The following is a 12,415-nucleotide window of genomic DNA, read 5'->3' as shown; positions in this document are numbered from 1 at the left end:
ACCCTTGTCGGCGTCGGAGCCGGCCTCCAGACTGAGGGAAGGGCTGTGGGGGAGGCGCCGGTTTCCGCGAGAGAGGCGTAGGAGATGAAGACCAGGTTCCTGAACTATCCCGACTGGCAGGCCACCGCCGATACGCTGCACATGTTCCTGCAGATGGCGGGCAAGGTGAAGCTCGAGCGCAGCCCCAAGCGGCCCGAGTGGGCGCACGTCCGCCTGTTCCTGACCATCGACGGGATCGGCACCGGGATCATTCCGGCGCACGAGTCGAACTTCGAGATCTATTTCAACCTGCGCCGGCACCACGTCGTCGTGCAGAACAGCCGCGGCCTGCGGGAGAAGATCCCGCTGGGGCCGGGCCTGAGCGTCAAGGACTTCTACGAGCAGCTGATGGTGGCGCTGGACGACATCAACGCACCCACCCCGATCAACGTCCGGCCGCAGGAGTTCCACGACCCGGTCGACTTCGACCAGGATGACCGGCACGCCTCCTACGACCGGGAAGCGGTGACCCTGTTCCTGGAAAACCTGCATTTCGCGTACCGCAGCATCGCCGCGTTCATGGCGCCGTGGCGGGGCAAGGTGGAGATGCCCGCCTACTGGTTCGGCACCATGGACCTCACCGGCACGCTGTTCAGCGGCCAGGCGGCGCCCTATCCCGGCCGCGGCGAGATCGCCGCCGGATCCTTCGACGAGAAAGCCTGCGAGTTCGGATTCTGGCCCGGCGATCCGAAGTCTCCACGGCCGTCCTTCTTCGTGCTGCCCTATCCGTTCGTCAGCGACATCGGCAGCTACGAGGCCATGCTGAAACCCGACGCCGCCCGGTTCCTGGCCAAGGAATGCGAGTACGTGCTTCCCCTTGAGGACGCCCTGGCCACGGCGGACCCGCAGCAGACCGTGGTGGACTTCTGCTCCAGCGCCTTCGCCATCCTGCAGCGCCAGGATCCCTGGCCGGACCTGGACTGGGCCACGGAGGCCCTGACCTACCGCCGCTGACGCGCTGCGGGCAGGGCCCGCCGGGGGTTTGCCCCTGCCTGTGAGCGGGGCTACAGTCGAGGGCAGTGACACGGGGTGCCGCAAGGCTGAGATGAGACCCGTCGAACCTGATCTAGTTAGAACTAGCGAAGGGATGTCGCGGATGAGCATTCGCCTGACTCCGGACCTGACCATTGACCTCCTCGCGCAGCTGCGCGCCGGCACGCCGCTGGTGCAGTCGCTGACCAACGCGGTGGTCACCAACTTCACCGCCAACGCCCTGCTCGCGCTCGGCGCCGCTCCGGCGATGACCGACATTCCCGGGGAGGCCGGACCGTTTGCCCGGATCGCCTCCGGGGTGCTGATCAACCTGGGCACGCCCACCGCGGAGCAGCGCGAGGCGATGGCAGAGGCAGCGGACGCCGCCGCCGACGCCGGCACCCCCTGGGTGCTGGACCCGGTGGCCGTCGGCTCGCTGCCCGTCCGGACCCGGCTGGCCGCCGAACTGCTCGAACGCCGCCCGGCCGTGATCCGCGGCAACGCCTCCGAGATTATTGCCCTGGCCGGCCAGGGCGCCGGCGGCCGCGGCGTCGACGCCACCGACAACCCCGAGGACGCGCTGCCGGCCGCGCAGCTGCTGGCCGGCAAGTACGGCTCCGTGGTCGCGGTGTCCGGTCCGGTGGACCTGATCACCGACGGGCGGGACGTGCTCCGGATCGCCAACGGGCATCCGCTGCTGACCCGGATCACCGGCGGCGGCTGCGCCCTGGGCGCCGTCACCGCTGCATTCCTGGGCTCCGCGCCCGACGCCGACCGGCTGGCCGCCGCAGCCGCCGGCACCGCCGTCTACACCGTGGCGGCCGAAATTGCCGCCGAGCAGGCCGCTGGCCCGGGCAGCTTCGCCGTCGCGTTCCTTGACGCGCTCGCCGCCGTAGACGCCGCCGAGCTCGAGACCCGTCTGGACATTGCATGAGCACGGAGAACCTGATGGAGAACAACGCCTTGATGAGCGCTGCCAGTCCCCGCGCCCGGGCCCGCAGCACCGGCATCTACCTGGTTACCGACACCGCCCAGTGCGGGTCCCGCGGCCTGGTGGACACGGTGCGCGCGGCCGTCGACGGCGGCATCCGCACCGTCCAGGTGCGCGAGAAGGAGGCCTCCGGAGCGGAGTTCTTCGCCCGGGTGATGGCTGTCGCCGAAGCGGTGGGAGACCGGGCGCTGGTGCTGGTCGATGACCGGGTGGACATCTACCTGGCGGCCCGGGCCGCCGGTGCGGCCGTGCACGGCGTGCACGTGGGCCAGTCGGACCTGCCCGTCACCTCGGTACGGCAGCTGGTCGGTCCGGACGCCGTCGTTGGACTGACCGCCAACCGGCCCGAGCACCTGGCCGCGCTCGCCGCCCTGCCGGCCGGAACCGTGGACCATCTGGGCACCGGGGTCATCCGGCCCACCGCCACCAAGAAGGACCACCCCGAACCGCTGGGCATCGACGGCTTCGCCCGGTTCGCGGCCGCGGCTCCGGTGCCCTGCGTAGCGATCGGCGGGGTCACGGCCGCCGACGTCGCGCCGCTGCGCGCCGCCGGGGCGAGCGGCGTCGCGATTGTCTCCGCGGTCTGCGCGGCCGCCGATCCGCGGCAGGCCGCAGCCGACCTGGTCCGGGAGTGGAACCGATGAGCGGGTCCACCGGCCGGGCTGCCGCGGAGGCGACGGCGGGCGGCGCGGCCGGAACCACCGCCGTGCCGCGGGTGCTCAGCATCGCCGGCACCGACCCGACCGGAGGAGCCGGCATCCAGGCGGACCTGAAGTCGATTGCCGCGAACGGCGGCTACGGCATGGCCGTGGTGACCGCCCTGGTGGCGCAGAACACCCACGGCGTGCGATCCATCCACACCCCGCCCGTGTCCTTCCTGGCCGAGCAGCTCGACGCCGTCTCCGACGACGTGCACCTCGATGCGGTGAAGATCGGCATGCTGGGCGGCGCCGACGTCGCCGCCACGGTCACGGCCTGGCTGGACCGGGTGCGTCCGCCCGCCGTCGTGCTGGATCCGGTGATGGTGGCCACCAGCGGCGACCGGCTGCTCGACGCCGCCGCGGAGGACGCGGTGCGGGACCTTTTGCACCGGGTGGACCTGGTGACGCCGAACCTGCCGGAGCTGGCCGCCCTGCTCGGCACCGAAGAAGCCGGCAGCTGGACCGAAGCACTGGAACAGGCCCAAGCCCTCGCCACCCGGCACCGGGTCCTCGTCCTGGCCAAGGGCGGGCACCTGCACGCGGACGCCGGCAGTCCGGATGCGCTGGTGTCCGCAGAGGGGTCGGTGGCGGAAGTCCGGTCACCGCGCGTTCAGACGGCGAACACGCACGGCACCGGCTGCTCGCTGTCCTCCGCCCTGGCCACCCTGTACCCGCGGCTCGGCAGCTGGGAGGCGGCCCTGCGGGCCGCCAAGGACTGGCTGCAGGAGGCGCTGCAGCACGCCGACGAGCTGCAGGTCGGCTCCGGGCACGGACCCATCCACCACTTCCACGGCGTCTGGGAGCGCGGCCTGACCGGGCCCCTGCGCGCCGCCGCATCCGAAGGGACCTCACGATGAGCCCGCACACGGCAGATCAGGACCTGACCGCACCCACGCAGCCCGGCTCCGCGGCCCCGTCCTCCAATTCCGACGAGTCCTTGGACGTACCCCGGCCCGCGGCAGCCGGGCCGCTCACGGAGGAGCTGTGGCGCCGCACGGCTGCGACGCGGCAGCGCGTCTACGCGCTGGAGTTCCTCGGCGGGCTGGCCAACGGCAGCCTGCCCGGCCCGGCGTTCGACACCTATCTCGCCCAGGATGCGCTGTATCTCGGCGGGTACGCCGACGCCCTGGCTCGGTGCGCCGACCTGGCCGACGACGAGCAGGCCCGGGCCTTCTGGGACGTCCAGGCACAGGCCTGCATCGAAGAGGAACAGCACCTGCACCGCAGCCGGCTGGCCGCGGCCCCCGTATCGCCGTCGCCGGTCACCCGCGGCTACCTCGCCCACCTGCAGAGCGACGACGCGGCGGCCCCGCGCGCCCACCGCCATCTGCGCGCGGTCGCCGCGGTGCTGCCCTGCTTCTGGCTGTACGCCGACGTCGGCGCGCGGCTGCTGCCGCGCACCGATCCCGCCGGCCCCTACCGGGACTGGGTGCAGACCTACAGCGCGACGGGGTTCAGCGAGGCCACGGCCCGCGCCGTTGCGCTGCTGGAGCAGGCGCTGGCCGCGGCCGACGGCGCCCCGGCGCGGGACGCGGCAGCGGCAGCCTTCGCCACGTCGATGGAATGGGAACTGGCGTTCTTTGCCCAGGGACTGCGCGAGGACGTGCCGGTTCCGGTCGGCGGCATCGGGGAGCCAACAGGGTAGGCTCGCAGGCATCTGTCCGGGCACCGATCGGGGGAACGATGCCGAACCGCACCTCAACCATGCTGCTCGCGCCTGCGATGGCGGCGGCCCTGCTGCTCGCCGGCTGCACCGGCGCCGCGGAGGAAAGCCGGGCGGCGTCCGCCTCCGGACCGCCGTCCTTCCACACCGGCGGACACCCGTGGATTAACGTGTTCGACGGCGAGGGCTGGCCGGCGGAGCAGCTGCAGCGGGTTCCGCTGGAAAAGGCGGCATACCGATACAGCGGCCCAACCGAGGCGGTGGACGGCTGGCTGTTTTCCTACACCGACAGCGGCGTGACCGTGACCGATTACCGCACCGGCGCCGTCCCCGCCTCCCTTCCGGAGCCTGACTACGAAGGCCGGTCGCTGAGCAAGGGCAGCACCCGGCTGAGCCGGGAGACCGCGCCGGTGATCGCCGACGGCTACCTCTACTTCGCCGACGAACGGATCGCCGGCACCGTCGGCGACGACGTCCGCGAAATCGGGCGCTACGACCTGGCCACCGGACGGGCAGAGGCGCTGGCCGCTGCGGGGGAGTTCCCCGTTCTCGCCGTCGACGGCGGCTTCCTGTATTACTTGGCCGACGGCGCCCTGACCGCCCTGGACACCGGCGCCGGGGACGACAACGCCCCCGGCGCCGCGGCGGCTGACGAAAGCGCCGTGGAGACCGGGGCGGCGGTGCAGCAGTGGCGGGCGGACAGCGGAGCCGCCGTCGGAGACCGGACCTCCATTGCCGTGTCCGGCGGCGTGCTGGCGGTGTCCGACGGTGGCGTCATCGAGCTCTTCGACCGTGCCGACGGCACCCGCCTGGTAGTCCGCCGAAGCGGCACCGAGTACGGGGCACTGACCGCCGACGCGGCTGGCTTCCTCGTCACCGAACGCCGGCCCGGCGGCGCGGAGGGCAGGGAAGACGTCCTTGACGTGCTGCGGGTGGGCGCCCGGGGAGAGAAAGAGGTGCTCGGCACCGTGCCCGCCCCGCAGACGGCATACGCCGGCCTCCCGGATGCGGTGGAGATCATGGCCGAGGGGCCGACCGTCCTGGTCCGTTCCGGCGGAGCCGTGCATGCCTTGGACGCCGGCGGCGCAGGAGCCCGGTGGACGGCGGGCCTTTCCGGTGGCACCGCAGCGGATGAGAGCGCACCGCCGTTCCCGCCCCCCGAGCTGCGCGCCGCCCTGGCCGGCGGCACGGCCTACGTCTTCGCCTCGTCCCATGACCCCGCCGTCCACGGCAGCGATGACGGCACCCCCTGGGGCCGCCACCGGCTGCTGGCCGTCGACGCCGCCACCGGTCAGGTGCGGGCCAGGACCGATTTCGAGGGCGACAGCGCGCCCTTGGGGCCGCTCGTGGACGGAGACAGCCTGCTGTTCCTTCAGGGCAGCGGCGACGATGCCGAAGTGCTGCTCCTGCCCCGGGCGAACTGATCCGGGCGATTAGGGGTGCCGGAGCCATGCTGACATAATGTTGGCAACGTCCATGTGGAAGGTAAGCGCATCGCCATGACTCCCCGGAAACTGTTCACCACCCTCGCATTCGCCGAGGCCGTGACGTGGACCCTGCTGATCGCGGCCCTGGTGGCCAAGTACGGCTTCGACAACGAGTCGTTCACGCCGATCGCCGGCGGCCTGCACGGCTTCGTCTTCCTCTCCTACGCCGCGGTCACCGTCTTCGTCTGGGCCAACCAGAAGTGGCCGGCCCGCACCGGCGTGCTGGGCGTGCTGCTCGCCGTCGTGCCCTGGGCCACCATCCCGTTCGAAAAGTCGGTGGACCGGCGCGGCATGCTCGAGGGCGGCTGGCGGATGGCGCCCGGCGGCGAGGAGCCGGCCAACTTCCCGGACAGGGTCGCCGCGCTGGTGCTTCGCCGCCCCGTGGCCGCCGCGCTGGTGGCGCTGGTCGGCGTCGCGGTGGTGTTCTCGGTGCTGCTCTACCTCGGTCCGCCCATTCCGAAGGGCTGAGCCCCACGACGCACGCAAAGGAGGCCGCTTCCCCCGGGGAAGCGGCCTCGTTTGCACTGTGCAGCTTGATTACGGGTGCCGGACGCCGGTGCCGGCGAGCACGGCCCGGTAGCCCTCCCGATACGTGGGATAGGTGAAGCTGAAGCCGGAGCCGCGCAGCCGGGCGTTGCTCAGCCGCCGGTTGCCGCCCCGCGGGGAGGGCCCGGCGTCGGGATCCACCGCCGGCGCGGGCAGTCCCAGCTCGGCGGCCAGGAAGGCCAGCACCTCGGCCTGCTCCACCGGCTCGTCGTCGACGCCCAGATACAGCGACGCCGGATCGGCCAGTCCCGCCAGGTGCACCAGCGCCGCGGCGCCGTCGTCGCGGTGGATGCGGTTCGTCAGCTGCCCGGGACGCACGACGGCGGCTCCGGAGCGCACCTGGTCGATCAGCCGGGTGCGGCCCGGGCCGTAGATTCCGGCCAGGCGGAGCGCCACCGCGTCAGGCCGGCGCGCCAGCAGCAGCTCCTCGGCTTCGCGCAGCACCGCCCCGGTGGCCGAGGCCGGAGCCGCGGGAGTGAGCTCGTCCACCCGGCCGCCGTCGGCGTCGCCGTACACCGCGGTGGAGGACACCAGCAGGATTCGTCGCGGGTGCACGCCGTCGCGCTCCAGCGCGTCCAGCACATGTACGGTGCCGTCCAGGTAGGTGGCCCGGTAGGCGGCCTCGCTCCGTTCCCGGGCAGCGGGGGTGATGACGACGACGTCGGTGTCCGTCGGCACCGGCGGCAGGCCGGCGTCGGTGAGGTCGGCGGCGGTGCCCTCGATCGGGGCGGGCAGCTTTTCCGCGCTGCGCCGCCATCCGGACACGGCGAGGCCGGCCGCAGCGAACCGCAGGCCGGCCTCGGTGCCCAGATCGCCGCAGCCGGCAATCAGGACGCGGCTCATCAGATCTCGTCGTCGCCGTCAACGGCGGCCAGCACGGCGGCGGCCGTGGCCACGGAGGACTGCGGGTTCTGGCCGGTGATCAGGTTCCCGTCGCGGACCACGAAGCTGCTCCAGGCCGGGCCGGCGTCCACCACGGCGCCCTTCTCGGCCAGGACGTCGGCGACCATCCAGGGGGTGTTCTCCCCGGTGCCGCCGTTCAGCTCCTCCTCGTTGGTGAACACGGTGACGCGGCGGCCGGCGAAGGCGAAGGCGCCGTCCTCGGTCACGGCGCTGAGCAGGGCGGCCGGGCCGTGGCAGTACGGGGCGATGATCAGCCCGGCGTCGTTCGCGGCGACCAGGATGCGGCCCATCTGCGGATCCACGGCCAGGTCGGTCATGGGGCCGTGCCCGCCCGGGATGACGACGGCGACGTAGTCGGCCGGGTCGACGTCGGCCAGGGCCAGCGGGTGCTCCAGCTCCGGTGCCAGGGTGTCCAGGTAGCGGCGCAGCTCGGTGGCGCGGTCCTCGCCGCCGGCCTGGGACGGATCAAGGCTGACCTGGTCCACGGTCGGGCGCTTGCCGCCCGGGGTGGCGAAGGTGACGGTGTGCCCGGCCTCCATCAGGGTGCGGTGGCCCTCGACGAGCTCCTCGGCCCAGAAGCCGGTGGGGTGTTCGGAGCCGTCCTTCATGGTGAGGGAATCGGCGGCGGATACGACCATCAGGATGTTCGACATGGGGGTCCTCCTTGTGGGGGGTGGGGGGTCAGGATGGCGCAGGGGCACGGCGGCGCCGTGCCGCGGTGCTGCGTCGGGTGCTACTTCGCGGCGGCGCGGCCGGCGGCGTCGAGCTCCTCGAAGGTGGCGTCGTCGAGCTGCAGGGACGCGGCGGCCATGTTCTCCTCCAGGTGCTGCACGGAGCCGGTGCCCGGAATCGGCATCATCACGGGGGAGCGGCGCAGCAGCCAGGCCAGGGCGACCTGGGAGGTGGTGGCGCCCAGGCGGCGGGCGGCGTCGTCCACGGGTCCGCCCGGCTGCGCCAGTTCGCCCGCGGAGATCGGCGCCCAGGGAATGAAGCCGATGCCGTTGGCCTCGGCGTACTCGAGCACGTCCTCGGAGGAACGGTCGGTGAGGTTGTAGCGGTTCTGCACGGTGGAAACGGTGAAGTACTTTTCTGCGGACTGCAGCTGCTCCACGGTGACCTGGGACAGGCCCAGGGCCTTGACCTTGCCCTCCTGCTGCAGGTCCCGCAGGACGGCGAACTGCTCTTCGGCGTCGACCTTGGGATCGATGCGGTGCAGCTGCAGCAGGTCCAGGGAGTCGACCTTGAGCTTCCGCAGGCTCAGCTCGGTCTGCTGGCGCAGGTACTCCGGCCGGCCGACCGGCACCCAGACGTCCGGACCGGTGCGCACGAAGCCGACCTTGGTGGCGATCCGGAGCCCCTCCGGGTAGGGGTAGAGGGCTTCGGCGATGATTTCCTCGCTGATGTTCGGCCCATAGGAGTCGGCGGTGTCAATGAAGTCGACGCCCAGCTCGACGGCGCGGCGCACCACCTCGACGGCGCTGCCGCGGCTCTCGGGCTCGCCCCACACGCCGTCGCCCACGATTCGCATGGCGCCGTAGCCCAGCCGGTGGACGGGGCCCAGGTCCTTCAGGTCGATGACGGGGGACAGATTCGGTTCTACGGTCTGCTCGCTCATGTAGTCGGCAACACAGGGCGACGCGGGGTTTATTCCTCAGCACCCTGATAAGTGATGGGCGGCCGGGGTGCCCCGGGAACGGATAAGTGATGGGCGGCCGGGGTGCCCCGGGAACGCCGGCCCCGCCCGGCCCGTCCCCACTCTGCCCGGATGCGGACCGATACCGTCCGCGAATCGCTTTCGGCTGCCGATGGGAACGCCCAGTGTCGCTGCATCGGCCGGGAAGCCCGGCCGACGACGCGAAGGGACGCACCGTGGACTGGAGAATCGAACTCGTGCCCGTGCCGGTGACGGACGTGGATGCCTCGAAGGACTTTTACGTGAACCGGGTCGGCTTCAACGCCGACCACGACCAGCAGGTCAACCCCGACCTGCGGTTCGTTCAGCTGACCCCGCCGGGGTCCGCCTGCTCGGTGGTGATCGGCACCGGAACCACGGATATGGTGCCGGGCAGCCAACGGATCCAGATCGTGGTGCCCGACGCCGAGGCCGCGCGCCGGCACCTGGTGGACAACGGCGTCGAAGCCAGCGAGGTGACGCCGCTGGACTGGGGCAGGTTCGTGTACTTCAGCGACCCGGACGGCAATGAGTGGTCGCTGCAGCAGCTGCCGCCGGAGTTCATCCCGAACTGAGCGGCCCTAAGCGTCGACGGGCGGGACGGCGCGGTCCGGATCCGGGGAGACGTCGGCCGGGACGGCGGACAGGTCAGTGACCTGTTGCCGCCGGCCGGCGTCCCGGCGCTGCCGGGTCAGCAGCAGCCTCGGGCCGGCCCCTTCCGCGGCCAGGGAGTCCCGGGAGTTGTACAGGCTGCAGCGGGTCAGGGACAGGCAGCCGCAGCCGATGCAGCCGTCCAGGTCATCACGAAGCCGCTCCATCTGCTCGATCCGCTCGTCGAGCACCTGCCGCCAGCCGGCGGAAAGCCGGGCCCATTCCTCCCGGCTCGGGGCACGGTCGGGCGGCAGGGTCGCCAGTGCGGCGCGGATGTCACGCAGCGGGATGCCCAGCTGCTGGGAGATGCGGATGAACGCCACCCGGCGCAGCATGTGCCTCGGATAGCGGCGCTGGTTGCCGGCGGTGCGGCGGCTGCTGATCAGCCCCTCACGCTCGTAGTAGTGCAGCGCGGAGACGGCTGCCCCGCTGCGTTCGGACAGCTGCCCGGGAGTCAGTTCCCGGTCCTGCTCGGGGTTGGGCGTCATGGTGTTCCTCCTGCTTGACCTCAACGGTACTTGAGGTTGTTCGCTGGACACTGCCGCCGCGAGCCGTGGCGCAGAATGTATCCGTGATCGACGAAGGAGCCCGAGTGCCCGAGCCCGGCAGCAGCCCCCATCCCGCCCCGCCGACGTCAGCCCCGGGGAACGCCGCCCGGGCGGACGCCGTCGTCGCGTCCTCTTCCGTTCCGGTTGGCGGCGCGCCGTCGGCGGCCCGGGTCTGGTCCCGTACCTACCGCACGACGACGGCGGGCCTGTTCGCGCTCGCGTTCCTCTTCGCCTTCGAGGCGCTCGCGGTGGCGACGGTGATGCCGGTCGTGGCCCGGGACCTGGACGGATTGAGCCTGTACGCGCTGGCGTTCGGCGCCTCCATGGCACTGTCTGTGGTCTCGATCGGGCTGGGCGGAGGATGGAGTGACGCCCGCGGACCGGGCCCGGCGCTGCGGCTGGGCGTCCTGCTGTTCTCCCTGGGGCTCGCGGCGGCCGCGCTGGCGCCGAGCATGGGGCTGCTGCTGGTGGGCCGCGGGCTGCAGGGTTTCGGCTCCGGGCTGGCCTCGGTGGCGATGTACGTGGTGGTGGCCCGCGCCTATCCGGAGGCCATGCGGCCGCAGGCGTTCACGGTGCTGACCAGCGGGTGGGTGCTGCCGGGGGTCATCGGACCGGTTATTGCCGGCGCGATCAACGATGTCCTCGGCTGGCGGTGGGTGTTCGGCATCGCCCCGGTGCTCGCCGTCGTCGCCTATCTGGCGCTGGAGCCGGTGCTGCGCGCCACCGCCTCCGACGGCCGGTGGCGGCCGCGGCCCGGCCCGGTGCTGTGGTCGGTGACCGCCGCGGCGGGCGTGCTGGGGCTGGGCAGCCTGGGCGAGCAGGGCATGGACGGATGGGGCTGGCCGGTGCTGCTCGCGGCGGTGTCGCTGGCGGCGGTGCTGCTGGGCGGGCCGCGCCTGCTGCCGAAGGGCACCTGGACCCTGCGCCGCGGCCTGCCGGCGGTCATCGCGTCCCGGGGCCTGGTGGGTGCTGCGTTCGTGGGCGTCGAGGCCTATCTGCCGCTGGCCCTGGTGGAGCAGCGGGGGTTCGAGCCGGTGGAGGCGGGCGCGCTGCTGAGCGTCTCCGCGCTGACCTGGTTCGGCGGTTCCTGGCTGGCGGCCAACCTGCGATTCCTGGCCCCGAAGGTCATGCGGGTGCGCATCGGTGTGCTGCTGATGGCCGCTGGCATGGTCCCGGCCCTGGCCGCCGTGCACCCGGAGGTGAGCGTCGCCGTCGTCATCGCCGGCTGGGCGGTGGCCGGGCTGGGCATCGGCATGGGGTTCTCCACCCTGTCGGTGCTGCTGTTGGACTGGTCCCGGCGGGGTGAGGAGGGCGCCAACAGCTCCTCGCTGCAGATCAACGACAACCTGGTGCAGTCGCTGTGGCTGGCGCTCGGCGGCATCGGTTTCGCGGCGCTGCTGCCGGCCTCCCCGGAGCAGGCATTCACCGCGGTGTTCGCCGGGGCCGTGGCGCTGGCCGTGGCCGCGCTGGCGGTTACCGCCCTGCTGCGGCCGGCGCGGGAGGCCGGCGACCGGGGCTGAGCAGCTGCGGAGATAAGCAGGTGTCTCCGCGCTGTCCGCGAATCGTTTGTACAGGTGATGCTGCCTGGCCTGGCGCCCGGGAATCCGTTGTACAGCAGATGCTGCCTGGCAGTGGGTGAAGGGACGTTATCTGTACAACGGATGCTTTGGGTGGCCAGGCCTGGCGCCCGCGCCGGTTCGTCTATCGGCGGGTTGGTGTTGCTTCGCGGGGGCCTTTCACACGTCAAGCCGCCGATAGTTGGCCTGGGGCCGGCGGTAAGGGACCTCAACACACCGATAGTTCGGCTAGCCGGCGTCGACGATCTCTCGGTTCCGCGGCAGCCAGGGCTCGCCGGTTAGGGGATGCTCGAAGGCCAGCGGCAGGCCACGTGCCCGTGCCCAGTCCATCGAATCGGTGACCTGCACATGAACGTGTGGCTCGGTGCTGTTGCCCGAGTTGCCGCATTCCGCCAGCCGTCCTCCCGGCACCACGGTGTCCCCGACGGCGACGCCGATGGAGCCCCGCCGCAGATGAGCGAGCAGCACATAGACGGTGCGGACGTCGACGCCGGCATCCGCCTGGCTCGGCACAGCCAGCACCACGTGGTTTCCGGCGACCGCCCCCACACCCCGCCGCACCCGGCCGGCCTGGGTCAGGGCATAGCCGAGCAGGGAAACGGGGGAGCGGCGGGCCTCATGGTCCGGTTCGCCGTCGTGCACCGCGGCGACGACGCCGGACGCCG

At 72.2% G+C, this 12,415-nt stretch carries 14 protein-coding genes and 1 riboswitch; of the genes, 9 read left to right on the top strand and 5 right to left on the bottom strand.

Going from position 1 to position 12,415, the window contains the following annotated elements:
• The first annotated feature begins 84 nt into the window (after positions 1 to 84).
• The 7 genes from AC5RUW_RS10320 to AC5RUW_RS10290 all read left to right on the top strand — a co-directional run bounded on the left by AC5RUW_RS10320 (position 85) and on the right by AC5RUW_RS10290 (position 6,321).
• A complete protein-coding gene (locus tag AC5RUW_RS10320; protein ID WP_494160605.1) occupies positions 85 to 993 on the top strand; it encodes a DUF5996 family protein in 909 nt (302 codons plus the stop codon).
• 61 nt (positions 994 to 1,054) lie between these two features.
• A riboswitch (TPP riboswitch) is annotated at positions 1,055 to 1,144 on the top strand.
• On the top strand, positions 1,136 to 1,945 hold the full coding sequence (gene thiM / locus AC5RUW_RS10315) for a hydroxyethylthiazole kinase (RefSeq protein WP_494007847.1): 810 nt from the start codon (positions 1,136 to 1,138) through the stop codon (positions 1,943 to 1,945). (Overlaps the previous riboswitch by 9 nt.)
• On the top strand, positions 1,942 to 2,646 hold the full coding sequence (thiE, locus tag AC5RUW_RS10310; protein ID WP_494160604.1) for a thiamine phosphate synthase: 705 nt from the start codon (positions 1,942 to 1,944) through the stop codon (positions 2,644 to 2,646). Before thiM ends, thiE begins: the two co-directional genes overlap by 4 nt.
• Entirely contained in the window at positions 2,643 to 3,560 is a 918-nt protein-coding gene (gene thiD, locus AC5RUW_RS10305; RefSeq protein WP_494160603.1) for a bifunctional hydroxymethylpyrimidine kinase/phosphomethylpyrimidine kinase, read from the top strand. The genes thiE and thiD overlap by 4 nt, the downstream gene beginning before the upstream one ends.
• Positions 3,557 to 4,348 carry a TenA family protein gene (locus tag AC5RUW_RS10300; RefSeq protein WP_494160602.1) on the top strand — a complete coding sequence of 264 codons (792 nt, stop codon included), beginning with the start codon at positions 3,557 to 3,559 and terminating at the stop codon, positions 4,346 to 4,348. The genes thiD and AC5RUW_RS10300 overlap by 4 nt, the downstream gene beginning before the upstream one ends.
• A 38-nt stretch (positions 4,349 to 4,386) precedes the next feature.
• The gene (locus AC5RUW_RS10295; RefSeq protein WP_494160601.1) at positions 4,387 to 5,790 is read left to right on the top strand and encodes a PQQ-binding-like beta-propeller repeat protein; all 1,404 of its coding nucleotides are present in this window, start codon (positions 4,387 to 4,389) and stop codon (positions 5,788 to 5,790) included.
• 75 nt (positions 5,791 to 5,865) lie between these two features.
• Complete coding sequence (locus tag AC5RUW_RS10290; protein ID WP_494007842.1) at positions 5,866 to 6,321, top strand: DUF3817 domain-containing protein; 456 nt, start codon at positions 5,866 to 5,868, stop codon at positions 6,319 to 6,321.
• Between the two features lie 69 nt (positions 6,322 to 6,390).
• Here the strand turns inward: AC5RUW_RS10290 and AC5RUW_RS10285 are convergent, their stop codons facing one another.
• From AC5RUW_RS10285 to AC5RUW_RS10275, 3 genes are all read right to left on the bottom strand, one after another.
• Positions 6,391 to 7,242, bottom strand: a complete 852-nt coding sequence (locus tag AC5RUW_RS10285) for an SDR family oxidoreductase (protein WP_494160600.1) — start codon at positions 7,240 to 7,242, stop codon at positions 6,391 to 6,393.
• Positions 7,242 to 7,955, bottom strand: a complete 714-nt coding sequence (locus AC5RUW_RS10280) for a type 1 glutamine amidotransferase domain-containing protein (protein ID WP_494160599.1) — start codon at positions 7,953 to 7,955, stop codon at positions 7,242 to 7,244. The genes AC5RUW_RS10285 and AC5RUW_RS10280 overlap by 1 nt, the downstream gene beginning before the upstream one ends.
• A gap of 80 nt (positions 7,956 to 8,035) precedes the next feature.
• Positions 8,036 to 8,917, bottom strand: a complete 882-nt coding sequence (locus AC5RUW_RS10275; RefSeq protein ID WP_494160598.1) for an aldo/keto reductase — start codon at positions 8,915 to 8,917, stop codon at positions 8,036 to 8,038.
• A 254-nt stretch (positions 8,918 to 9,171) separates the two neighbouring features.
• Here AC5RUW_RS10275 and AC5RUW_RS10270 point away from each other — a divergent pair, with 254 nt between their 5' ends.
• The gene (locus tag AC5RUW_RS10270) at positions 9,172 to 9,549 is read left to right on the top strand and encodes a VOC family protein (RefSeq protein WP_494160809.1); all 378 of its coding nucleotides are present in this window, start codon (positions 9,172 to 9,174) and stop codon (positions 9,547 to 9,549) included.
• Between the two features lie 6 nt (positions 9,550 to 9,555).
• Here the strand turns inward: AC5RUW_RS10270 and soxR are convergent, their stop codons facing one another.
• The gene (gene soxR / locus AC5RUW_RS10265) at positions 9,556 to 10,113 is read right to left on the bottom strand and encodes a redox-sensitive transcriptional activator SoxR (RefSeq protein WP_494160597.1); all 558 of its coding nucleotides are present in this window, start codon (positions 10,111 to 10,113) and stop codon (positions 9,556 to 9,558) included.
• 83 nt (positions 10,114 to 10,196) lie between these two features.
• Between soxR and AC5RUW_RS10260 the strand changes: the two genes are divergently transcribed.
• Positions 10,197 to 11,693: an MFS transporter gene (locus AC5RUW_RS10260; protein ID WP_494160596.1), complete on the top strand. Its 1,497-nt coding sequence runs from the start codon at positions 10,197 to 10,199 to the stop codon at positions 11,691 to 11,693.
• A 285-nt stretch (positions 11,694 to 11,978) separates the two neighbouring features.
• Here the strand turns inward: AC5RUW_RS10260 and AC5RUW_RS10255 are convergent, their stop codons facing one another.
• The gene (locus tag AC5RUW_RS10255; RefSeq protein WP_494160595.1) at positions 11,979 to 12,392 is read right to left on the bottom strand and encodes a M23 family metallopeptidase; all 414 of its coding nucleotides are present in this window, start codon (positions 12,390 to 12,392) and stop codon (positions 11,979 to 11,981) included.
• Between the last annotated feature and the right edge of the window lie 23 nt (positions 12,393 to 12,415).

The organism is Arthrobacter sp. Y3222053 (assembly GCF_059092805.1).
This window is presented reverse-complemented; position numbering and strand designations above follow the sequence as displayed.

What these genes read in the sequence shown, in the direction of transcription:
- AC5RUW_RS10320 (WP_494160605.1), top strand. Translation starts at nt 85, where the DNA reads ATGAAGACCAGGTTCCTGAACTATCCCGACTGGCAGGCCACCGCCGAT.
- thiM (WP_494007847.1), top strand. Translation starts at nt 1,136, where the DNA reads ATGAGCATTCGCCTGACTCCGGACCTGACCATTGACCTCCTCGCGCAG.
- thiE (WP_494160604.1), top strand. Translation starts at nt 1,942, where the DNA reads ATGAGCACGGAGAACCTGATGGAGAACAACGCCTTGATGAGCGCTGCC.
- thiD (WP_494160603.1), top strand. Translation starts at nt 2,643, where the DNA reads ATGAGCGGGTCCACCGGCCGGGCTGCCGCGGAGGCGACGGCGGGCGGC.
- AC5RUW_RS10300 (WP_494160602.1), top strand. Translation starts at nt 3,557, where the DNA reads ATGAGCCCGCACACGGCAGATCAGGACCTGACCGCACCCACGCAGCCC.
- AC5RUW_RS10295 (WP_494160601.1), top strand. Translation starts at nt 4,387, where the DNA reads ATGCCGAACCGCACCTCAACCATGCTGCTCGCGCCTGCGATGGCGGCG.
- AC5RUW_RS10290 (WP_494007842.1), top strand. Translation starts at nt 5,866, where the DNA reads ATGACTCCCCGGAAACTGTTCACCACCCTCGCATTCGCCGAGGCCGTG.
- AC5RUW_RS10285 (WP_494160600.1), bottom strand. Translation starts at nt 7,242, where the DNA reads ATGAGCCGCGTCCTGATTGCCGGCTGCGGCGATCTGGGCACCGAGGCC.
- AC5RUW_RS10280 (WP_494160599.1), bottom strand. Translation starts at nt 7,955, where the DNA reads ATGTCGAACATCCTGATGGTCGTATCCGCCGCCGATTCCCTCACCATG.
- AC5RUW_RS10275 (WP_494160598.1), bottom strand. Translation starts at nt 8,917, where the DNA reads ATGAGCGAGCAGACCGTAGAACCGAATCTGTCCCCCGTCATCGACCTG.
- soxR (WP_494160597.1), bottom strand. Translation starts at nt 10,113, where the DNA reads ATGACGCCCAACCCCGAGCAGGACCGGGAACTGACTCCCGGGCAGCTG.